The following is a 21294-nucleotide window of genomic DNA, read 5'->3' on the forward strand; positions in this document are numbered from 1 at the left end:
CGCTGCCGGCGGGAGCAGAGTGGAGGTGTCGGGGGGAGCGAGAGCCCCGGCCAGGAACCCCGGGAGGAAATCCCGGGAAATCCCCACTACTTTCCGAGGAGAATTCCGTGCTGGTCACCCGTGTCTCCAAGTTCGCCGCTTCCGCGATTGTCGCCGTCGCCGCCCTGACCGTTTCGGCGGGCGCCGTGGAATTCTCCGGAAACGTCGCGGACGGCGCCGGGACCGTCCAGGTCGACCCGACCCCGACCGCCACCGCCACCCCGCACCCGGGCGCCTCCCCGCAGGGCGACGTCACCTGGGGCGGCTGAGCCGACCGGCCGCACGGCACCCGCCGACGGACCGGCAAGGCCCGTCCGCACCGCACCAACTGACCGAAGGTCAGCACAACAGCACAGCGCAACCGCACCGCACCGCACCGCACGAGCAGCGAGCGGCGAGCGGCGAGTAGACGGACCGATCGGATTCACGGGGGTGAAGGACGATGGAATTCCTGGTGCTGGGCGCCCTGGAGGCCCGCCAGAGCGGTGTCCCCGTGGACGTCCGGGGCATGCGGCAGCAGAGACTCCTGGCACTGCTGCTGCTGAACGTCGGCCGGGTGGTGCCGATGGACTTCCTGGTGGACGAGCTCTGGGAGGACCCGCCGACCTCGGCCCGCCCCCAGGTGCACAACGCCATCCGGGACCTGAGACGGGTGCTGGCCGCCGGCGAGCACCGGCTGGTGACGGCCGACGTCGGCTACCGGCTGGCCGCCCCGGAGGACGCGGTGGACGCCAACCGCTTCGCCCGCAAGGTCCGGGAGGCCCGGGCCGCCGAGCGGGACGGGCGGTTCGCCGAGGCGATCCGGCTGCTCCAGTCCGCGGTCGACCTGTGGCGCGGCGAGGCCTTCGCCGGAATCCACTGCCCGGCGGTGACCAGCGCCGCGGTGAAACTGAACGAACAGCGGATCGCCGCCGTCGAGGACCTGATGGCACTGCGCCTGAAGGTCGGCGAAACCTCCTCGCTGGTGGGCGAGTTGACGGCGCTGCTGGCCGAGTACCCGCTGCGCGACTCGCTGCGGCGGAGCCTGATGACGGCCCTGTGCCGCAGCGGCCGGCAGGCCGACGCGCTGGCCGTGTACGACGAGGGGCGGCGCTTCCTGGCCGACGAACTCGGCCTGGAGCCCAGCCCCGGGCTGCGCGCCCTGCACGCCGAGATCCTGGCCGACGGCCCCGGCGTGCACGGCGCCGCCGCCGCACCGGCCGAACCGCCCGCGCCGCGGCCCGCCCGGGGGCAGGAGCCGCCCGGCAGCCCCAACTGCCTCCCGCACGACCTGGCGGACTTCACCGGCCGGGCCGCCGAGTCGGCCCTGCTGCTGGAGGCGGTCGGCCGGCGGGCCCCCGGCGCCCCGCTGATGCTGGCCGTCGACGGCATGGGCGGGGTCGGCAAGACCACCCTGGCGGTGCGGCTCGCCCACCAGCTGACCGGGCAGTTCCCGGACGGCCAGTTCTTCGCCGCGCTGGACGGCTTCGACGAGACCCGGCCGCCGGTGCCGCCGATCCGGGCGCTGGCCGCGCTGCTGCGGGCGGACGGCCTGCGGCCCGAGGAGGTCCCGGCCTCGCTGGAGGAGCGCAGCGCGCTGTGGCGGGCCCGGCTGGCCGGCCGGCGCTGCCTGCTGGTGCTGGACGACGCCGCGGACAGCGCCCAGGTGCGCCCGCTGCTGCCGGGCGCCGGGGAGACCCTGGTGCTGGTGACCGGGCGGCGCAAGCTCAGCGCCCTGGACGGCGCGGTGGCGCTGCCGCTGGACGTGCTGCCGCCGTCCGACGCGGTCGAGCTGCTGGCCCGGGTGGCCGGCCGGGCCCGGGTGGCCCGGGAGCCCGCCCGGGCCGCCGAGGCCGTCGCGCTGTGCGGGTACCTGCCGCTGGCGGTGCGGATCGCCGCGACCCGGCTGCGCGACCGTCCGGCCTGGACGGTCGCGGACCTGGTGGAGCGGCTGGCCGACCCGGCCCGGCGGGCCCGCTGCCTGCGCACCGCGGACCGGGACCTGATGGCGCTGCTGCGCGCCTCCTACCAGTACCTGGACCGGGCGCAGCAGCGCTTCTCCCGGCTGATGAGCCGGCAGGGCGCGGAGAGCTTCGACGTGCAGCGGGCGGCGGCGCTGACCGGGGTGAGCCCGGACGAGGCCGAGTGCTTCCTGGACGTCCTGTTCGAGCACAACCTGGTCCGGCAGGAGGCGTCGGCGCTGTTCTCCTTCCACAGCCTGATCCGGGACTGCTCCTCGGCCCTGCCCGAGCCGCCGGCCGAGCCCGTTCCCGGGGCCGTCCCCGGAGCGCCCGAGGTCACCGAGCTGGTCGGCCGCCTGCTGCTGACCGCCGCGGTGTGATCCCCCCGGTGCCGGGCCGCGGTCCCGGTGGTCCCGCGTCCGCTGCCCGGACACCTCTCCGGAACATGACGGTCAGTGCGTGGTTGCCCCGTATCAGTAAGCTCTGAGCCCGAGCAAACGTTACTGGCGCTGATCGAAACGGGGATCGATTCATGCTGGACGCACTGGGACTCGACACCGAGGCCGAATCCATCTACCGCCGGATGCTGGCCGAGCCGCAGTCCGGGGTCGCCGCCCTGGCCAGGTCGCTGGGCATCACCGAGGAGAGAGTGCGCGCCGGGCTCGACCGGCTGAGCGAACTGGCCCTGGTGCAGCCCTCCGCCCGGGAGGGCATCGGGTTCCGGGCGATCGGCCCGGAGACCGCGATGGAGGTGCTGCTGGCCCGCCAGCAGGCCGAACTCGCCGCCCAGCAGCTGCGGGTGGAAGCCTCCCGGGCCGCCGCCGCGCAGCTGATCGCGGAGTGCTCGGCGTTCCGGCCGACCGCGACCGACGCCGCCTCGGAGCAGTTGAGCGGCCCGGAGGCGATCCGCGAGCGGCTGGCCGAACTGGCCGGCTCGGTGCGCCAGGAGGTGGCCACCTTCGCCCCCGGCGGCGCGCACACCGAGGAGGACCTGCGGGCCAGTCGGCAGCCGAACGCGGCGCTGCTGGAGCGCGGCGTCCAGATGCGCACGGTCTACCTGGACAGCGTCCGCAACCACCGGCCCACCCTGGACCACGTGACCTGGCTGAACCTGCACGGCGGCCAGGTCCGGACGGTGCCCGAACTCCCCATCCGCATGATCATCTTCGACCGGCGGCAGGCCGTGCTGCCGATCGACACCGAGGACGCCCGGGCCGGCGCGGTGGTGCTGCGCGGCGCCGGCACGGTGGCCGCGCTGTGCGCCCTGTTCGAGGGCGTCTGGGACAACGCGATCCCGGTCGGCGACATGCCGAAGGTCGACGCGCACGAGATGCCGCCGCAGGAACTCGCGGTGCTCAAGATGCTCGCCCAGGGCCACACCGACGAGGCGATCGCCAAGCGGATGGGCGTCTCGCCGCGCACCGCCCGCCGGTTCGCCGCCAACCTGATGGAACGGCTGGACGCCCGCAGCCGCTTCGAGGCCGGGGTGCACGCCGTCCAGGACGGCTGGCTCCCCGCCACGCGCTGACCGCGGGCGCCCGGCTGACGCGCCGTCAGGCCGTCTGCGCCGCCGGTTCTGCCGGTGCCGCAGGTGCCGCCGGTGCTGCCTGCGCCCGCTTCTCCCGCAGGTCCGCGAGGAGCAGCGCCAGCGCGGGCAGCAGCGTCACCCCGTACACCCCCAGCAGCCAGCCGAAGGAGTGCGCGAACGCGGCGGGCACCATGCCGTGGTGCTCCTTCGCGGAGTCGGTCAGCACCACCGTGACCACCGCGATGGCCAGCGCGCCGCCGATCCGCTGGGTCAGGTTGAGCTGCGAGGAGGCGTCCGGGATGGACTCCTGACGGATCGACTGGAACGCCCGGGTCATCGTCGGCACGATGGTCAGGCCGGTGCCCAGGCCGCGCACCACCAGGCTCGCGCAGATCAGCGGGTACGGGGTGGTGCCGGTCAGGCCGGTCATCGGCAGCGTCGCCAGCATGGTCAGGCCGATGCCGATCAGCACCGTCGCGCCGCCGCCGATCTTGCGCAGCAGCACCCGGGACAGCCAGGCCGCGGACACCACGCCCAGGCCGCCGGTCGACATCAGCAGGCCGGTGGCCACCGCGGACTCGCCGCGGGCGTCCTCGAAGTACAGCGGGATGAGCATCATCGGCGAGTACAGCACGAAGCCCAGGCAGAAGATGTTCACCACCGCGGTCGCGTACACCGGGATGCGGAACAGCCGCAGGTCCAGCAGCGGCGCCTTCGCCCGCAGTTCGCGCAGCACGAAGACCACCGCGCCCAGCACCGCCAGGCCGACCGGCACCAGCAGCGCCGCGCTCGCCCGGGCGCCCTGCTCGGCGTACTCGTGGATCGCCAGCACCGTGGAGACCGTCGCCGTCGCCGAGGAGACCAGGCCCAGCACGTCCAGCGGCCGGGCGCTCCCGGCCGGCGGCGCGTCCTTGCGGACCCAGCGCAGCGCCGCCGCCAGCAGCACCGCGCAGAACGGGACGTTCACCACGTACACCGCCGACCAGCCGCCCCAGCCCACCAGCAGACCGCCGATGGTCGGGCCCAGCAGCGGACCGATCAGCATCACCGAACCGTTCAGCGCCTGCACCCGGCCCAGGTGCTCGCGCGGCACCCCGCGGGTCAGCAGGATCGTCGACACCGGCGTCAGCACGCCCGCCGCCGCGCCCGAGAGGCCGCGCGCCGCGATCAGCTGGTCCAGCGACTGCGCGGCGGCGCAGCCCAGCGAACCCAGCGCGAACAGCGTCACCGCGGCGGCGAACACCCGCTTCGTCCCGAACCTGGTGGCCAGCCAGCCGGTGGCCGGCATCACGGCCGCCAGCGCCAGCAGGTAGGCCGTCACCACCCACTGCACCTGGTTGATGCCGCCGAACCGGGCCGTGGTCTCCTGCATCGAGACGTTGACGATGGTGGTGTCCAGCAGCGCGATGAAGCCGCCGGCCACCGCGATCACCATGGTGAGCAGCGCGGCCTTCGACGGCGCCTCGGCGGGGGGAGGCGTCCGGTCGGCGGGGGGCGCGGCCTGCTCGACGGGGGTGGGCTCCTCCTCGACCGCGACGGCGGTGGGGGCGTCCTTCGGCGCGTCCTTCGGGGTGGCGGCCTTCGGGGTGGCGGCCTTCGGGGTGGCGGCCTTCGCGGACGGGGCGGGGGACTCGGGCTTGGCACCGGTCGCCTTGGTGGCGGCGGTGGCGGCGGCGGTCGCGGTGGCGGTCGTCTTGGTGACGGTGACGGTGGTGGCGGCGGGCTTGCGGGCCGGGGCCGGCTTGCGGCGGGCCTTGCCCTTGGCCGCGTTCACCGTGGTGCGGGCGGGTGTGGTGGGCATCTTCGCGGGTCCTTCATCAGCGGGGAGGAGGAGTGTGGGCCGGACCGGGTCAGTCGACCGTGAGCAGGGCGCGCTCGACCTCGTCCAGCACGGCTTCGGCGGCCGGGCGGGCGTCCGGGCGGTTGCGGCAGGACAGGGTGAGCTCGGTGCGGTCGTCAATCTGGCAGGTGCTCAGGAACATCTCGGCGTACGGGACGAGCATCGGCAGGGTGTAGTACTCGGTCGGGCGGAAGTGCGCGGTGCGGTACAGGCCGGTGTCGATCCGGCCGTGGTCGGTGAGGATCGCGGTGCACGGGAAGCGGGTGCCGTCCAGCTCCTGGGCCTCGCGCAGCGAGTTGGCGAACGGGTTGTTGCGGAGGAAGTCCCTTTCCAGGGAGGCGACTTCGCGCTTGCGGAGCATGGCGGCGAGCAGCTGGCTGTGCAGCCGGTTCCAGCGGTCCTCGCGGTGCAGGTCGAGCACCAGCTGGGAGGTCAGGTTGGCGGTGGAGCGCACCTCGCGGTCGTGCCGGCGCAGGTCCACCGGGATGATCAGCCGGCCGGTGTCGGCGGTCAGCAGCCGGGAGACGGCGGCGCCGATCCGGGCGGTCACCGCGGTCGGGGTCGCCGCGATCGAGCGGCGCAGCCACAGCGCGGTGCCGTCGGCCGCGCCCCGGCCGAGGATCGCCGGGAAGCCCTCCACCCGGGCCGGGACGGGCGCCGCCGGGACGGGGGCGGCGGCGGCCCGGAAGTGCGTGTCGTCGACGGTGGAGTCGGCGCCGAGGAGCTGCTCGCCGCGCAGGGCCCGGAACAGGTCCTCGATCCAGTGCCGCAGCCCGCGGCCGTCGGTGACGATGTGGCTGGCCCGCACCACCAGCCGGGTCACCGGCCCGTTCGCCAGGCCGAGTTCGCAGACCGGACCGGTGACGACGTCCAGGTCGCGGTGGAAGAACGGGTGCTCGAACCCGGCCCCGGCGGGCAGTTCGGTGACCGGCGGCAGGGCGGCGTCGTCGGCCCGCCAGTTCGGGCCCTTCCGGCGCACCGCGAGACCGGGGTTGACGGCGGTGGACTTCCGTACCGCGTCGGCGAGTTCGGCCGGGTCGATCCGCCCGCTGCCCTCGATCACCATCTGGATCAGCTGCGGGGTGCCGGTGGCGTTGGCGTTCAGGTAGCCGCGCTCGATCTGCGAGATCCGCCGGGTGTAGACGCGCCCCGGGGCGGCGGTGGGAGTGGCGGTGGGGGTCATGCGACGGGCTCCAGTTTCGGGGTGGCGGTGCGGACGGGGCGGGCGGCGGGCTCCGGCTGCCACCACCAGCGGACCTGCGCGGGGGCGTCGGTGGCCAGGGCCAGTTGCAGACCGTCGCCGAGGTCGGTGGAGCGGACCAGGTAGCCGACGTTGGTGGGACGCCAACCCGGCCGCCAGTCCGGGAGCCGGACGCCCGCGAAGGTCTCCTTGCGGATGTGCGACGCCTTGATCAGCGCCTCGCACTCGGCGAAGTCCCGCATGGTGGCGGGCTCGCCGTCCGGGCGGCCGAGCAGCGCGCCCAGCCACTGCATGGCGAACGGCCGGTCCCGGTGGTCCTGGAGGTCCACCCCGACGGTCTGCCCGGCGACCAGCGCCACCGTCGAGTACGCGGCGCAGTGCGCGACCGAGGCGGTCAGGCCCAACTCCGGTACGCTCCACCGCCAGTGCTCATCGCGAGCCAGCTCGCGCGGCGAGATCCGGACCCCGTACAGGTGGGCCACCGCCTCGGCGATCAGCCACCGCCCGGCGTCGTTCAGCCGGTGGCCCATCCGATCCCGGGGCAGCCGCGGATGATGGGTGACGAGACAGTCGACCACCCCCCGCTCCGCCCCGGACACCACCCGGTCGGCCACGGTGACCGGAACCGGCACGGCCCACCCGCCGTCGACCCCGGGGCGGCGCCCGGTGCCCCGGACCGCCGACCGGGCCGCTGCATCGGCGGCGGGGACGGAGACAGGAACGGAGAGGGGGGCGGGGACGGAGGCAGGGACGGAGAGAGCGGCGGGGACGGGGGCAGGGGCGGAGAGAGCGGCGGTGGCCGGGACCGGCACGGCCCACCCGCCATCGGCCCCCGGGCGGCACCCGGTCCCCCGAACCGCTGCACCAGCGCCAGCGGCGGAGAGAGCGGCGGTGGCCGGGACCGGCACGGCCCACCCGCCGTCGACCTCCGGGCGGTACCCGGTCCCCCGGACCGCCGACCGAACCGCTGCACCAGCGCCAGCGGCGGAGAGGGCGGCGGCAGAGACGGTGGCGAGCCCGTCCTTCACCGCCGGCGGTACGGACCCGGTGGCGGGGAGGGCCGGAGCCGTCCGCCCCGTCCCCACCAGCCGGGCCGTCAACCGACGCACGGCGAAGACCATCCCGGCCACCCGCCGCCCGGCCCCGCCGGACCGGACCGCTCCCCCATCGGCGACCGGAGCGGGTTCACGCTCCGCCGCACCGGCAGCGGACTCGGTCTCGGCCCCCACGACGCGACCGGCACCGAAGCCGAACCGCGCCCGACCGGGGGCCGCCAACGTCCCTGCCAACGGAGCAAGTCGTGTCCTCAGCGGAGCCGCCGAAGGCTCGGCACCGACCGCCGGACGGCCACCTCCCGACCCTGCCACGGCACGGCCGACGCCACCCGGCGCCAACGCACCTACCCAAGAGGACAGTTGCGCCCACAGCGGGGACACCGCAGGCTCGGAGCCAACCGCCGGACGGCCCGGAGACGCCGCAGCACGACCGACACCATCCGCCGCCGACGACCCTTCCGAAGAGCCCAGTTGACCCTCCAGTGGGACCGCCGCAGGCTCGGAGCCAACCGCCGGACGGCTACCTCCCGGTCCCGCCGCAGCTCCGTCGACTCCACCCACCGCCAACGACCTTCCCGAAGAGCCCAGTTGAGCACCCAGCGGGACTGCCGCAAGCTCGGAGCCAACCGCCGGACGGCCCGGAGACGCCGCAGCACGACCGACACCACCCGACACCAACAACCCTCCCGAAGGGCCCAGTTGAGTCCCCGGCGGGACCGCCGCAGGCTCGGAGCCGACCGCCGGGCGGCCACCTCCCGACCCCGCCGCAGCACCGCCGACACCACCCACCGCCGACGATCCTCCCGCCGAGGCGAGTTGATCCGCCGACCGCTCCCCCGCCTCGCCGTGCTCCGCCCCCGCCGGGAGGCGGGTGGCGGCGTGCAGGGCCGGGCCCAGGTGGAGGGACCAGCTGGCGGTGAGGGCGGTGGGGGGTCGGGGTGTCCGCAGGGGGGTCATCAGGGCCTCGCGTCGATGACCGCGGCGGCGTAGGAGCCGCCGTAGGCGAAGCTGGAGAGCAGGAGGCGTCCGGCGGGGGCGTCGCCCGCGAGGGCGGCGACCAGGCCGAGGGCGCCGGCGGAGCCGTAGGTCTCGCCGAGTTGGGCCTTGGGGGTGCGGGTGGGGCGTTCGGCGAGGCCGGCCAGGGCGAGGGCGCGGCGCTGGGCGAGGTCGACCAGGCGGTAGCCGGAGGCGGCGGAGACCACGGTGTCGATCTGCTCGGGGGTGGAGTCGGCCTCGGCGAGGGCGGCGCGCAGGGCGCGGGCCCAGGCTTCGCCGTCGCGGCCGATCCGGCCGATGCCGACGGACTCGCCGGAGGCCCCGAAGCCGCGGACGTCCGCCAGGACGCTCGCGCCGCGGGCGGCGGCGGAGGCTTCGGATTCGAGCAGGATCGCGGCGGCGCCCTCGGAGAGGACGGTGCCGGTGCCGCCGTCGGGGACGACGTGCGCGGTCTTCGCGTATCCGGGCAGCCGGGCCTGGGTGGCCAGGGCCTGGGCGGGGAACTCGTCGGCGACCACCACCATGATCCGGTCGGCCATGCCGCGGGCGATGACCCGGGCGGCGAGCTGGAGGGCGAGGACGGAGGAGGTGCCGCCGTTGGCGATGGTGGCGGTGTAGCCGCGGTAGCGGTGCAGCATCGCGACGTGGCCGGCGGCGGCGTTGACGACGGTGTTGGCGAACATCGCCGGGTTGGCGCCGGTGATGCCCTGTTCCAGCACGCCCTGGTGGAAGTTGAGGACGGAGGTGACCGGGCCGTAGCCGGTGGCGAAGACGATGCCGGTGCCCTCGGCCTCGGCCCGGGAGGGCTTGCCGTGGCGCTCGTACAGGTCGCCGACGGCGCCGGCGGCGAGCACGCCGAGCGGGTCCATCCGGCGGGCCTTGCTGGGGTTGAGCCGCTTGGTGACGGCCTTGACGTCGATCCGGCCGATCGGGCGCTCGCCGATCCCGGCGACCTGCTCCAGGGTGTCGAAGCCGGTCCGGCCCTCGGCGAGGGCGGCGGTCAGTTCGGCGGTGGAGCCGGCCGAGCCGGCCAGTCCGGCGACGCCGGTGACCACGACGTGGTGCACGGGCTGGGTGTGCCGGGCCGAACGGGCGGGCCGTCCGGGCTTGTTGAGGACGACGGTGGCGTTGTTGCCGCCGAACGCGAAGGAGTTGGAGGCGACCACCTCGAGCGGCGCGGGCCGCCCGTTGTCGGGGACGATGTCCAGGCCGAACGGGGAGGCGGTGCCGCGGGTGTTGACGGTCGGCGGGATGACGCCCCGGTCGATGGCCAGGGTGGAGACGATCGCCTCGACCGCGCCGGCCGCGCCCAGGGTGTGGCCGAGCATCGACTTGGTGGAGCTGGCGGGCGGCAGCTCGGCGCCGAACAGCAGCTTCACGGCCTTGGGCTCGGAGACGTCGTTGGCGGGGGTGCCGGTGCCGTGCAGGTTGACGTAGTCGACGTCCTGCGGCTCCAGCCCGGCGGTGCGCAGGGCCTGGGCCATCGCGGCGGCGGCGCCCTTGCCGCTCGGGTCGGGGGCGGTCTGGTGGTAGCCGTCGCAGGAGAGGCCGTAGCCGCCGAGTTCGGCGAGCGGGGTGGCGCCGCGGGCGGCGGCCCGTTCGGCGGACTCCAGGACCATGAAGCCCGCGCCCTCGCCGAGGGTGAGCCCGGTGGAGGCGGACATCGGCGCGCACGGCTCGGGGTCGAGCGCGCCGAGGGCGGAGAAGCCGTACGCGGAGAGTTCGGCTAGCGGGTCGACGCCGCCGCAGATGACGTGGTCGACCTCGCCCTTCCAGAGCAGTTCGGCGGCGTAGCCGAGGGCCACGGCGCTGGCCGCGCAGGCGTTCGACAGCACGATCCGCGGGCCGCGCAGGTCGAACTCGGCGGCGATGTAGTCGCCCACGCAGGGGAGTTGGGAGGCGGCGGCGGCCTGGGCGTCCAGCTCGCCGTCCTTGACCAGGCCGCGGTGGACGTTCTCCAGGGTCGGCATCGCGCCGAGGCTGGAGCCGACCACCACGGCGACCCGGTCGCGGTCCACGGTGTCCAGGTCGAGGCCGGAGGTGCGCAGTGCCTCGCGGATCGCGGTGGCGGCCAGCGCGTAGCAGCGGTCGAGGTCGGCGGGCTGCTCGGCGGTGACCATGCCGGCCCAGTCGGTGAGCAGCTCGGTGGTGTCGAACAGGGTGTTGGTCTTGATGCCGGAGACGCCCTGGGAGATCGCGGCCCAGCTCTTCTCGGCGTCGTCGCCGGCGCCGGTGATCAGGCCGACCCCGGTGAGGGCGATCCGCTCGGTGGTGGTGGTGTGGTCGGTCATCAGTGGATCCGGGTGGTGAGGGAGCGGGCGATGACGCGGGGCTGGGTGACGGTGCGCAGCGGGGTGCTGTCGGCGTCGTCGGCGGCCAGCTCCAGGCCGGGGACCCAGAACGGGGCGTCCAGCAGGGCGACGACCAGTTCCTCCTCGGCGTTGGCGGACGGGGCCTGCCAGACGACGGTGCCGATCCGCTGCCCGCCGGCGGTGACGGGGGTGCCGGCCGGGACGACGGCGCCGGCCGGGGCGGCCAGGGCGGTGGTCTTGGCGGTCTCGGAGGTGGGCTTGACCAGTTCCTCGGAGCCCTGGAACTCGCCGATCCGGTTCCAGTCGACCATCCAGGCGAGGTCCGCCTCGTGCACCGGCAGACCGCCGAAGCCGGCCGCGTAGACGGCCATCCCGGCCTCGGCCTGGACCCGGGCCAGGCCCTGCGGGCCGACCTCGGCGCCGTTCTCGGCGGTGACCGCCTCGACGACGGCGGCGTGGGCGGCCTCGGGGGCGTTGGAGAGCAGCAGGTAGCCGTACTCGCCGGTGGTGCCGACCCGGGCGAGGTGGGCCAGCGCGGCGGGCTCGCCGGGGACGGCGGACTCGGTGACGCCGTGCAGGGTCAGGCCGGAGATGTCGAACTCGACGAACGTGGCGGCGGCGGCCCAGGCGTGCGGGCCCTCGAAGGCGCTGGCGCCCCAGCCCTCGGGGGCGACCTCGACGGTGACGTCGGACGGGGCGTCGACGGCGTCCAGGTAGGCGGTGAGCTGCTCGGCGGTGACGGGGGTGCGGGGCAGCAGCCAGGAGTCGTCGCCGATCTCGAAGTGCAGCAGGACGGCGAACGGGGAGCCGTCGGTGTTCAGGGCCAGGGCCTCTCGGACGCTGTCCGGCTCGACGTACTCGCTGGACTTGGCCAGGAACAGGTCGAGGAACTCGTAGCGGTCGCCGCCGGAGACCCGGACCAGCGGGGCGGTGATCCGGTAGGCACCGATGGCGGTGCGGACGGTGGTGTAGTCGTCCTGCGCGGTGCGGGCGGGGGCGGTGGTCATGGTTCTTCGGTGTCCTTTCGGGGAGTGACGGGGTGTCAGATCGCGGGTGCGGGGTGGACGGACAGCTGCCAGGCGGCTTCGGTGCCGGTGGCGGCGCAGCCGATCAGCAGTCCGGAGGAGGTGGTGCGCAGGACGATCTCCTGGGTGGGGCTCCCGCCCGCGGGGGCGAGGTGCAGCCAGTGGCCGCTGCCGAGCCGGACCGCCGCGGCGGCGGCCCAGACCTGCCGGAAGCCGGCGCTGTCCAGCTCCCGGCGGGTGCCGGCGGAGTCGATCACCACGGCGGTGTCGGCCGGGGTGTCGGGGGTGAGCCACAGGACGGTCTCCTCGTCCGCGCCGGGGGCGTGGACGTCGATCCGGACCGGCTCGGCGGACCGCTCGGGGGCGGTGACCTCCCAGCTGATCCGCTCCTGCGGGGCGGCCAGGCCGAGCGGGTGCTTCTGCTCCCACTCGGCGGTCGGGACGCCCCAGCCGAGGCCGGTGGCGAGGCTGTGCCGGTGGTGCTCGCGGGTGACCCACGCCCCGGCGCTCCAGCGCGGGTTGCAGCCGAAGGGCCGGGTGCGGGGGGCGGGGCTGCGCAGCACCCTGGTGCCGTTCTCGGTCCAGCCGGTGATGCCGCCGGCCGCGGCCTTGACGGTCAGCTTCCGCCGGCCGTCCAGGGGTTCGGCGCCGGTGACCGGTCGGGTCGCGGCGGCCCGGGGGCCGGTGGCGAGCTCGGTGCGCAGGCGGGCGGTGCCGTCGGCGTCGGGCTCCAGGTGGCGTTCGACCAGGGTGGTGGTGATCAGCCGGACGGGGTGGCCGGCCGGGAGGGCCACCCGGGTGGCGCCGTCGGTCCAGGCGAGGGCGCTGCCGGCCGGGGCGGTGCGGGCGGCCGCGACCACCTCGGAGGTGTCGCGGACGCCGAGGCCGGTGCCGATCGGGTGCTCTTCGGCGGTGCCGTCGGGGCCGGTCAGGGTGAAGTCGCCCTGGCGCAGTCCGACGGTCTGGAAGATCCGGCCGGGCCGGGTGGTGTACGTGAACTCCTGGCGCAGCACCCCGTGGTGCAGGGTGAGGGTGCCGGTGACCAGGTTGCCGCCGGTGCGCTCGGTGACCCGGACGCCGTGTTCGACGGGCTCGATCTCCAGGTCGCGGGCCTGGCCCTCGCGCCAGCCGGCCGAGCGGTCGGCCTCGGCGCTGGGCCAGGTGGAGGCGAACACCGGTCCGTGGTGGCCCTCGGCGTGCACGGTGAGGGTGCCTTCGGCGGCGTCCAGCTCGGCGGTCAGGCCGTGGTCGCCGAAGCGGTGCGGCCGGCCGTCGCCCGGGGCCTTGACCTGGTAGGGCGGTTCGGCGATCCGCAGCGGCCGGGTGGTGCCGTCGGGGCCGGTGAGGGCCGCGTCGAGCATCAGGCCGCGGTCCACGTCGATGGTGGCGGCGAGCTTGAAGGCGCCGAGGGCCAGAGCGTAGGCGACGGTCCTGGTTCCGTCCACCACCCGTACGTCGGAGCGGAGTTCGCCGTCCCGGCCGTCGGTGACGTTGCCGAAGCTGCTGAGCTTGCCGAGTTCCGCCACGGCCTCGGGGCCGAGGTCGTGGAAGACGCTGCGCAGGATCAGCGGGATGTAGTTGTGCAGTTCGACGTTGCCGTCCTCGCCGGGGACGGTCTCGCCGACGGAGACGCAGCCGACCCGCCGGTAGAGCTTGAACGCGACGGTGTTGGCCGGGTTGACGGTGAGGCGCAGGACCAGGCAGCCGCAGCGCATCATCCACTCGACGGCCTCGGTGAACAGGCGTCCGGTGATGACGCCGTTGCGGTAGGCCGGGGCGACGAAGAACATGTCGGCGATCAGTTCGCCGGCCCGGGCCGAGCGCCGTCCGGTGCTGTGGAACAGCCCGAAGGTGCCCACCACCCGGCCGTCCTCGGTGGCGATCAGGAAGGTCGCGGTGTCGCGCTCGGCGAGTTCGCGCTCCAGTTCGGCGCCGGTGATCCCGCCCGCCACCGGGTTGGGGTTGTCGCGGTGCCGGTTGTACAGCTCGGCGATGTCGTGCGCGTCGCCCTCCTGGTAGGGGCGGATCGTGATGGACATGGCACACCTCCTTGTCTGTGCTGGTGCGGTGGGGCGGCGCCGGGTCAGCCCTTGCGCTCGGTGGTGACGATCAGCGAGCCGGCGGCGGCGAGTTCGGTGCCGACCGAGGCCCGGACCGAGACCGAGCGCAGGCCGCCGAGCTTCTGACCGAGCTTGGCCTCCAGGGTGAGCTGGTCGCCGGGGACGACCAGCCGGGAGAACTTCATCGAGCTGATCGAGCCGAGGTAGCCGACGCTGGCCGACGGGTCGGCGGGCGCGTCCCCGGCGGCGGGGGCCGGGGCCTCCAGCAGTTCGGCGACGTAGACCACGGCGACCAGCTGGGCCATCGCCTCGACGATCATCACGCCGGGCATGATCGAGTGGTCGGGGTAGTGGCCGGCGAAGAACGGCTCGTTCACCGAGACGCTCTTGACGCCGCGTCCGGAGACGCCGGGGACCACGTCGTAGGCGCGGTCGATCATCAGCATCGGCCAGCGGTGCGGGAGCATCCGCTTGATGTCGTCGGAGGAGTAGGCGAAGGTCTTCGGCTTCTCCTTGCCCGGGGCGGCGGGCGCGGCGGCCCTGGCGGGGGCGGGTGCGGTGGCCACGGTCAGACCTCGCGGGCTTCGATGAAGTCGACCAGGGCGTTGATGGAGCCGAAGGCCTCGAAGTCGTCGTCGCTGATCAGCACGTCGTACTCGTTGTTGATCATGACGACGATCTCCAGGGTGTCCAGCGAGTCCATCTCCAGGCCGCGGCCGAACAGCGGCTGGTTGTCGGAGACGACCTCGGCCTCGGCGTCCAGGCCCAGGCGGTCGATGATCATCGACTTGATCTTCAGGTTCTTCTCCAGGCGCTGCTCGGCCTGGGTGCGGACGTCCTCGAAGGTGGCGGTGGACATGGGGGACTGCCTCTCTCTGTGGGTTGATGGAACGTCAGTTCGATTGCGGAGGACGGCGGCGGTCAGCTGTAGAGCATCCCGCCGTCGACCGTGAGCACCTTGGCGGTGATGTACGAGGCCGCCGGGCTGGCCAGGAAGACCGCCGCCTGCGCGACCTCCTCCGGGGTGCCCATCCGGCCCAGCGGGATCGCCGCCGCGGCCTCCTTCAGCTGGGCGCGCGGCACCTTCTTCACCATGTCGGTGTCGATGAAGCCCGGCGCGACCACGTTGACCCGGATGCTCTTCGGCGCGCCCTCGTAGGCCAGGGTCTTCGCCATCGCGATCACCCCGCCCTTGGAGGCGGCGTAGTTGGCCTGGCCGACCCGGCCGGCGATGCCGGAGGTGGAGGCGATGAAGACGATCGCCCCGCCGGAGGCGTACATCTGCTTGGTGGCCTCGCGGGCGGTCAGGAACGCCCCGGTCAGGTTGGTGGAGATCACCTCCTGCCACTTGGCGGCGCTCATCGCCGCGAAGTGCCCGTCGGCGGTGATGCCCGAGTTGAGGACCGCGACGTCCACCCCGCCCCAGGCGGTGCGGATCTCCTTGTACATCGCGGTGACCTGCGCCTCGTCCGAGACGTCGGCCCGCACCAGCAGCGCGCGGCGTCCCAGGCCCTCGATCTTCTCCGCCAGCTGCTCGGCCTTCCCGGCGCTGGAGCGGTAGTTGAGCGCGACGTCGCAGCCGTGCTCGGCCAGCTGGAGCGCGATGGCCGCGCCGATGCCGCGGGAGGCACCGGTGACGATCGCCCGGGTGCCCTCGGTGAACAGCCCGGTCATGCCGCGCTCCCGGTCAGGTTGGAGGTGACGGTGTGGGTGCCGGGGTCGAAGCCCTCGGCCTCGGTGCCGAGCCCGGCCTTCTCGGCGGCGGTCAGCACCGCCTCGGCGACGGCCAGGTCGAGCACCCCCAGCCCGAACGGGGAGAACACCACGGTGCGCGCGCCGGACGGGAGTTCGGCGGTGCCGTCGAGCAGCGCGCCGATCTCGGCGGTGACGAAGCGGCGGTGGCCGGCCTGCTGCTCGGCCTTGTGCAGCGAGGTCTGCTCGCGGATCGCGTGGTCGGCGTCGTCGACCACGTTGACCGCGCCGAGCACCGACTCGACCGACAGGTCGCGCAGCGACAGGTGCAGCACCACCTGTCCGTGCGGGCGCTGCGGGTGGTCGGCGAGGTCCAGCCAGTACGAGGAGTCGGTGGTGGCGATCGACACCGTGTCGGCGCCCAGCACCCGGCTCAGGCCGGCCGCCCGGAAGGTCAGGTGCGGGTACGCGGCGGCCAGTTCGGCGGCAAACACCTCGGCCCGCTCCGGGAAGGCGTCCTGGAGCAGGACGGTCTCCAGCTCCTCGTGCACCTGGTCGAGGAAGTGCACCACCCGCTGGTTGATGGTGCCGCAGCCGACCAGGCCGACCGTGCGGACCTCGCGCCCGGCGTTCAGCAGGCCGGAGGCGAGCGCCGCGCCGGCCGCGGTGCGCACCGCGGAGATCTGGCTGCCCTCCATCAGGGCGAGCGGGTAGCCGGACTCCAGGTCGTTCAGGATGCACAGCGAACTGGCGCGCTGCATCCCGCGCTTGACGTTCTCCGGGAAGGAGGAGATCCACTTCAGGCCCATCACCGGGGCCGGTCCGCCGAGGTAGGCGGGCAGCGCGATGATCCGCGAGTCGGAGCGGTGCAGCGGGCGCAGGAAGGTCGAGAAGGGGAGGTCGGACTTGCCCTGCCCGTGCAGCACGTAGGCGTTGCGGACCAGGTCGACGACGGTGGCGTCGAGGCCCGCCAGGGCGGTCCGGACGTCCTCCCGGCCGAGGATCCTCATGTCGTTTCTCTCTCTTGCTCGGTGGGCGGCAGGTACTGCCGCAGGTAGGTCTCGACCCACTGGTCGTCGTAGATGGTGTCGAGGTAGCGGTCGCCGCCGTCGGGGAGCACGGCCACGCAGGTGGCGCCGGGCTCGATCCAGGAGGCGGACTGCCCGATCGCGGCGATCACCGCGCCGGAGGAGCCGCCGGCCAGGATCGACTCCTGGCCCAGCAGGCTGCGGCAGCCCCGGATGCACTCCGAGTCGGTCACCTTGACCACCCGGTCGGCCAGGCCCGGCTTGAGCAGGGCGGGGACGACCGCGGCGCCGTGGCCGGGGATGGTGCGCCGGTGGGAGGACTCCCAGGGCTGCGGCGGCCCGAAGATCACGCTGCCGACGGCGTCCACCGCGACCACCCGGGTGGGCAGTTGCTGGTCGTGGATGTACTCGGCGCAGCCGCGCAGCGTGCCGGTGGTGCCGGCCGCCAGGAACAGGTAGTCGGGGGCGGCGGGCAGCGCGTCCACGATCTCGCGCATGGTGGTGCGGTGGGCCCGCGCGTTGTCCTCGTTGGCGTACTGGTTGGGCCACCAGGCGTCGGGGACGGTCTCCAGCAGGTGCCGGACCCGGGCGATCCGGGCCGGCAGGTACTCGCCGGTGGCGGGGTCGCGGTGCTCGACCACCTCCACCTTGGCGCCGTAGGCCCGCATGATGGCGAGGTTCTGCGGGGTGGTGCGCGGGTCGACCACGATGACCAGGCCGAGCCGGTGGAAGTTGCACAGCTGGGCGAGCGCGATGCCCAGGTTCCCGGAGGAGGACTCCACCACGGTGGAGACGCCGGGGACGATCCGTCCGGTGGCGATGGCCTGTTCGACCATCGACTTGGCGGCGCGGTCCTTGATGGAGCCGCCGGGGTTGAACCGCTCGCACTTGGCGTACACCTGGAAGCGGGCGGGCGGGAAGAGTCGGTCCAGCGCCACCAGCGGGGTTCCGCCGATCGTGGCGACGATGTCGGGGTCCGACGGCCGGTGCGGGCGGGCCCGCACCGTGGCGCCGTCGGGGACGAGCACGGTCATTGGGGCACCTCTCGGCTGATCTGGAGCCGCAGCTCACTGACGTAGCGCTCGCCGTCGGCGTCGGGCAGCCAGGACTCCTCGGGGGCCGGCAGCGGCTCGCTGACGGTCACCGCGGCGTCCGGGTCGGCCTGCACCGCCCGGCGGACGAGGTTGGCGAAGGAGAGCACCAGCACGGGGCTGGTGAAGTCGACCAGGGAGGGCTTGGTCTCCTCGGGGAACTTGACGAAGGCTCGGTCGGGCAGGCCGCGGTCGGTCACCCAGCGGCGCACCGCCAGGTAGTCGCGGTGCCGGTCGGCCTTGGCGGGCAGGGCCAGACCGGTCAGCGGCAGCCGCCAGGTCTCCCGGAACAGCACCAGGTCGTCCAGGGTGACCCGGGGGGCGTGCGGGCGGTCCAGGCCGATCTTGAAGGCGTCGCAGGCGATGATCGAGATGAGCACGGCGAGCAGTTCGGACAGCGAGCGGGAGCGGCCGTCGGCGGTGGTCGCGGTGACGGTGCCGTCCTGTTCGGCCAGCGTGATGGAGACCGCGGGCTCGATCCGGTCGCGCCGGTCGAACGGGGCGCGGGTGAAGCCGATCAGCCGGTCGCCCTCGCCGATCGGGGCGGGGACCATCCGTCCGCTGTTGCGCTTCCAGCCGACCGGGAGCAGCGGCACCAGGCGTTCGGCGCCGATCGCCCGGTTGACCTTGTCGCGCACCGAGCCGCCGTCGGCCGTCCAGTCCAGGAAGGGCAGGTCGAGGGTGGCCAGGCAGGCGTGCATCTCGCCGAGCACCACCAGGTGCTCGCCGGCGTTGACGGCGTCCACCGAGCGGGCCACCACCTGGAGGTCGGGGCTGTGCACGGCCAGGTGCGGGGAGCGCACCGGCCCGGTGGCGAAGACCCGCCGCGCCCGGTCGGCGATCGCGTCGACCGCCAGGTCGATCCGGGTGGCGCCCTCGGGCACCTCCCCGATCACCTCGCGCCACTTGAGCGCGAGTTCCCGGACGGCCTGCTGCACGGGGTGGTCGTGCTCGCCCCAGAACAGCGCCAGGGTCTGCGGCCAGACGTCGGCCAGCGTGACGGGGGCGCCGGCGGGCAGCCGGCCGGCGGCGGTGCGGACGAAGCCCGCGACCTCGGCCTCGACCAGTTCGGCGAGGCGGTTGCCGAACCAGTCGGCGGCGTCGGCGACCAGGGCGAGCGGGCGGGCGATGCCGTCCAGGAAGTCCCGGCCGAGCTCCATCCGGCAGTCCCGCAGCGCGTCCTGGTAGCTGAGGGTGCGGCCGGCGTACGCCTTGCCCTCCTCGCGGGAGGCGGCCTGGCCGGTCACCTCGACGAAGTGGGCGTCCAGCGCGTCCAGCGCCTCGACCAGCTGCTCGGCGGTCCGGGCCCGGTGCACGGCGTCCTTGAGCCGGGCGAGTTCGGTGAGCACCGCGTCGTAGCGGACGAACAGGGCGGGGTCGCCGATCGCCGCGACCCGGCGGCGCAGCACCTCCTCGGCCCGGACGTCGACCGGGATGTTGGCGTCCCAGCCGAGCACGCGCTGGCGCAGCAGCCGGCCCAGCGTCCTCTCGACCTGCCGGCGGGCGGTGGCGGCGTCCCGGCCGTGCTCGGCGACCAGCAGGTCGGTGATCTGCTCGGCGTTGCGGTCGCCGTCGGCGAGCCGCAGCACCTGGGCCTCCTCGGGGCGCAGCCGCAGCACCTTGCGGGTGGGGAGCACCAGCTGCTCGCCGTCCAGGTGGACGTCGGGGCGGAGCATCGGCGGGAACCACCAGCGGGCGCCGGGCTGTTCGGCCATCCAGTCGGCGATCGCGGCGACCGTCCAGCGTTCCAGCGCGGTGTGGGTGGCGGCGACCAGGCCGGGGCCGTTCTCGATCGTGACGGCGCGGTCGGTGCGGCCGACGCCGATCCAGGCGGCGGGGCCGAAGAAGCCGATGGTGTCGGCCTTGGCGCAGTAGCGCAGCCAGTACATGGCGAGGGTGCGTTCGCGCTGGCGGCGCTTGGTCTCCTTGCCGCCGGGGGCGGCCAGCGAGTCGAGGACGCGGAAGACGGTGCGGTTCTGCCAGGCGATGGCGAGGCGGAGCTTGGGGTCGGTGGCGAGGGCGGCGAGGGCGGCGCCCTCGTGGTCGGCGTCGGCGGTGTAGGCGGCGCGGAACTCGTCCTCGGTGGCGCGGCCGGCGGCGAGCGCGGCGGCGGCGGCCGGGGCGCGGGTGCCGCCGACCAGGTCGAGGCCGGAGACCGGGAAGCCGGCGTTGCGCAGCAGTCCGACGCCCCAGACCTTCCAGTCGGTGCCGGCCAGCGGGTGGCGCGGGCCGAAGTCCGCCCAGTCGGCGGCGGGGGCCTCGACGGCGGGCGCGGTCATCCGGCCACCTCCGCCAGCTCGCGGGCGGCGGCGGGGGTCTCGGTGAGGGCGGCGGCCAGTCGGCCGATCCCCTCGGCGATCTTCTTGCGGGGCACGTTGCTGAAGCACAGCCGCAGGCCGTCGGCGTGCTCGCCGTCGATCGAGAAGTGCCCGCCGGGGACGACCGAGACGCCGCGGTCGGCGGCGGCCCGCGCGTACGGCCCGGCGTCGGCCCGGTCGCGGTGGCGCAGCCACAGGTAGAAGCCGCCGGCGGGGCGCTGCCAGTGCCAGGGGCCGTCGGTGCCGAGTTCGGCGTCCAGCGCGTCGGCCATCAGGGCGCAGCGCTCGCGGTAGCTGTCCCGGTAGCGGTCGATCAGGTCGCTCCAGCCGGAGCGGGAGTAGTAGGCGGCCAGCGCGCCCTGGGCGAGCGCGGAGGGCGACAGCGAGATGATCTCGGCGACCCGGGCCAGGTCGTGCCGCAGGTGCTCGGGGGCGGCGATCCAGCCGGAGCGCAGGCCGGGCGCGAAGATCTTGGAGAACGTCCCGAGGTAGACCACCCGCTGCGGGTCGAGGGACTGGAACAGGGCGGTGGTGGTGCCGTCGAAGCCGAGCAGCCCGTACGGGTTGTCCTCGACCAGCAGCAGGTCGAGCTCGCGGCAGGCGGCGAGGACCTCGGCCCGGCGCGGAACGGCGAGGGTGGCGCCGGTGGGGTTCTGGAAGGTCGGGTTGGTGTAGAGCAGCCGGACGGTGTGCCCGGCGGCGCGCAGTTCGGCGACGTCGCGGCGCAGCCGCTGCGGGTCGATCCCGTCGGCGTCCTCGGCCGCGGCGTGCGGGCGCAGGCCGACGGTGCGGAACGCGGCGGTGGCGCCGGGGTAGGCGGGGGTCTGCACCAGGATGGTGTCGCCGGGGGCGCCCAGGGCCAGCGCGACGGCGGTCAGGCCCATCTGCGAGCCGCTGGTGGGGATCAGGTTCTCCGCGTCGGCCCGGCCGTCCTCCCGGGCCATCAGGTCGGCGACGGCGGGGACGAGCGCCTTGGCGACGTGCGGGGTGGTGTACTGGAGGGCGAGTTTGCCGCCGAGCCGCACGAGCCGGGCGAGCTGGGCGGATATCTCCGCCAGCGGCAGGACGTCCAGGTCGGGCAGTCCGCCGGCCAGGGAGATCACGTCCGCGCCCCGCTCGAACAGCTTCGGCATCTCGGCCGGGGGTCTGGTGTCGGTCCACATGGCTGT

16 protein-coding genes are annotated in these 21294 nt (G+C 74.5%); 3 read left to right on the top strand and 13 right to left on the bottom strand.

From position 1 onward, the window contains the following. Positions 1-107: 107 nt before the first annotated feature. The 3 genes from ACIP60_RS33480 (at position 108) to ACIP60_RS33490 (ending at position 3507) form a co-directional block, all read left to right on the top strand. A complete protein-coding gene (locus tag ACIP60_RS33480) occupies positions 108-308 on the top strand; it encodes a hypothetical protein (RefSeq protein WP_400691935.1) in 201 nt (66 codons plus the stop codon). A 173-nt stretch (positions 309-481) separates the two neighbouring features. Continuing rightward, complete coding sequence (locus tag ACIP60_RS33485; RefSeq protein ID WP_400691938.1) at positions 482-2359, top strand: BTAD domain-containing putative transcriptional regulator; 1878 nt, start codon at positions 482-484, stop codon at positions 2357-2359. Positions 2360-2511: 152 nt separating this feature from the next. Beyond that, complete coding sequence (locus ACIP60_RS33490; protein WP_400691941.1) at positions 2512-3507, top strand: LuxR C-terminal-related transcriptional regulator; 996 nt, start codon at positions 2512-2514, stop codon at positions 3505-3507. A 25-nt stretch (positions 3508-3532) separates the two neighbouring features. Here the strand turns inward: ACIP60_RS33490 and ACIP60_RS33495 are convergent, their stop codons facing one another. The 13 genes from ACIP60_RS33495 to ACIP60_RS33555 all read right to left on the bottom strand — a co-directional run bounded on the left by ACIP60_RS33495 (position 3533) and on the right by ACIP60_RS33555 (position 21288). Continuing rightward, a complete protein-coding gene (locus ACIP60_RS33495; protein ID WP_400691944.1) occupies positions 3533-5308 on the bottom strand; it encodes a DHA2 family efflux MFS transporter permease subunit in 1776 nt (591 codons plus the stop codon). A 49-nt stretch (positions 5309-5357) separates the two neighbouring features. After that, a complete protein-coding gene (locus ACIP60_RS33500; protein WP_400691947.1) occupies positions 5358-6530 on the bottom strand; it encodes a hypothetical protein in 1173 nt (390 codons plus the stop codon). Beyond that, positions 6527-7180 (bottom strand): hypothetical protein, encoded by a 654-nt coding sequence (locus ACIP60_RS33505; protein ID WP_400691949.1) that lies wholly within the window; start codon positions 7178-7180, stop codon positions 6527-6529. The genes ACIP60_RS33500 and ACIP60_RS33505 overlap by 4 nt, the downstream gene beginning before the upstream one ends. Before the next feature lie 1379 nt (positions 7181-8559). Then, complete coding sequence (locus ACIP60_RS33510; RefSeq protein ID WP_400691951.1) at positions 8560-10890, bottom strand: beta-ketoacyl synthase N-terminal-like domain-containing protein; 2331 nt, start codon at positions 10888-10890, stop codon at positions 8560-8562. After that, positions 10890-11918, bottom strand: a complete 1029-nt coding sequence (locus ACIP60_RS33515; protein WP_400691954.1) for an aminomethyl transferase family protein — start codon at positions 11916-11918, stop codon at positions 10890-10892. Before ACIP60_RS33515 ends, ACIP60_RS33510 begins: the two co-directional genes overlap by 1 nt. 35 nt (positions 11919-11953) lie before the next feature. Continuing rightward, a complete protein-coding gene (locus tag ACIP60_RS33520; RefSeq protein WP_400691957.1) occupies positions 11954-13975 on the bottom strand; it encodes a GNAT family N-acetyltransferase in 2022 nt (673 codons plus the stop codon). A gap of 44 nt (positions 13976-14019) precedes the next feature. Then, complete coding sequence (gene fabZ / locus ACIP60_RS33525; RefSeq protein ID WP_233533710.1) at positions 14020-14562, bottom strand: 3-hydroxyacyl-ACP dehydratase FabZ; 543 nt, start codon at positions 14560-14562, stop codon at positions 14020-14022. A 2-nt stretch (positions 14563-14564) separates the two neighbouring features. After that, positions 14565-14855 carry an acyl carrier protein gene (locus tag ACIP60_RS33530; RefSeq protein WP_035864774.1) on the bottom strand — a complete coding sequence of 97 codons (291 nt, stop codon included), beginning with the start codon at positions 14853-14855 and terminating at the stop codon, positions 14565-14567. Positions 14856-14917: 62 nt separating this feature from the next. Next, positions 14918-15670 (bottom strand): 3-oxoacyl-ACP reductase FabG, encoded by a 753-nt coding sequence (gene fabG, locus ACIP60_RS33535; protein ID WP_100836931.1) that lies wholly within the window; start codon positions 15668-15670, stop codon positions 14918-14920. Continuing rightward, positions 15667-16698: a 2,3-diaminopropionate biosynthesis protein SbnB gene (gene sbnB, locus ACIP60_RS33540; protein ID WP_400691962.1), complete on the bottom strand. Its 1032-nt coding sequence runs from the start codon at positions 16696-16698 to the stop codon at positions 15667-15669. The genes fabG and sbnB overlap by 4 nt, the downstream gene beginning before the upstream one ends. Further along, a complete protein-coding gene (gene sbnA, locus ACIP60_RS33545; protein WP_400691965.1) occupies positions 16695-17750 on the bottom strand; it encodes a 2,3-diaminopropionate biosynthesis protein SbnA in 1056 nt (351 codons plus the stop codon). Before sbnA ends, sbnB begins: the two co-directional genes overlap by 4 nt. Then, positions 17747-20086 carry a lantibiotic dehydratase gene (locus ACIP60_RS33550; protein WP_400691968.1) on the bottom strand — a complete coding sequence of 780 codons (2340 nt, stop codon included), beginning with the start codon at positions 20084-20086 and terminating at the stop codon, positions 17747-17749. Before ACIP60_RS33550 ends, sbnA begins: the two co-directional genes overlap by 4 nt. Then, positions 20083-21288 carry a PLP-dependent aminotransferase family protein gene (locus ACIP60_RS33555; RefSeq protein ID WP_400691971.1) on the bottom strand — a complete coding sequence of 402 codons (1206 nt, stop codon included), beginning with the start codon at positions 21286-21288 and terminating at the stop codon, positions 20083-20085. The genes ACIP60_RS33550 and ACIP60_RS33555 overlap by 4 nt, the downstream gene beginning before the upstream one ends. Positions 21289-21294: the final 6 nt, after the last annotated feature.

The organism is Kitasatospora sp. NPDC088783 (assembly GCF_044750705.1).
In the GTDB taxonomy this organism is placed as follows: domain Bacteria; phylum Actinomycetota; class Actinomycetes; order Streptomycetales; family Streptomycetaceae; genus Kitasatospora; species Kitasatospora fiedleri.

What these genes read in the sequence shown, in the direction of transcription:
- ACIP60_RS33485 (WP_400691938.1), top strand. Translation starts at nt 482, where the DNA reads ATGGAATTCCTGGTGCTGGGCGCCCTGGAGGCCCGCCAGAGCGGTGTC.
- ACIP60_RS33490 (WP_400691941.1), top strand. Translation starts at nt 2,512, where the DNA reads ATGCTGGACGCACTGGGACTCGACACCGAGGCCGAATCCATCTACCGC.
- ACIP60_RS33495 (WP_400691944.1), bottom strand. Translation starts at nt 5,308, where the DNA reads ATGCCCACCACACCCGCCCGCACCACGGTGAACGCGGCCAAGGGCAAG.
- ACIP60_RS33500 (WP_400691947.1), bottom strand. Translation starts at nt 6,530, where the DNA reads ATGACCCCCACCGCCACTCCCACCGCCGCCCCGGGGCGCGTCTACACC.
- ACIP60_RS33510 (WP_400691951.1), bottom strand. Translation starts at nt 10,890, where the DNA reads ATGACCGACCACACCACCACCACCGAGCGGATCGCCCTCACCGGGGTC.
- ACIP60_RS33515 (WP_400691954.1), bottom strand. Translation starts at nt 11,918, where the DNA reads ATGACCACCGCCCCCGCCCGCACCGCGCAGGACGACTACACCACCGTC.
- ACIP60_RS33520 (WP_400691957.1), bottom strand. Translation starts at nt 13,975, where the DNA reads ATGTCCATCACGATCCGCCCCTACCAGGAGGGCGACGCGCACGACATC.
- ACIP60_RS33530 (WP_035864774.1), bottom strand. Translation starts at nt 14,855, where the DNA reads ATGTCCACCGCCACCTTCGAGGACGTCCGCACCCAGGCCGAGCAGCGC.
- fabG (WP_100836931.1), bottom strand. Translation starts at nt 15,670, where the DNA reads ATGACCGGGCTGTTCACCGAGGGCACCCGGGCGATCGTCACCGGTGCC.
- sbnB (WP_400691962.1), bottom strand. Translation starts at nt 16,698, where the DNA reads ATGAGGATCCTCGGCCGGGAGGACGTCCGGACCGCCCTGGCGGGCCTC.
- sbnA (WP_400691965.1), bottom strand. Translation starts at nt 17,750, where the DNA reads ATGACCGTGCTCGTCCCCGACGGCGCCACGGTGCGGGCCCGCCCGCAC.
- ACIP60_RS33550 (WP_400691968.1), bottom strand. Translation starts at nt 20,086, where the DNA reads ATGACCGCGCCCGCCGTCGAGGCCCCCGCCGCCGACTGGGCGGACTTC.
- ACIP60_RS33555 (WP_400691971.1), bottom strand. Translation starts at nt 21,288, where the DNA reads ATGTGGACCGACACCAGACCCCCGGCCGAGATGCCGAAGCTGTTCGAG.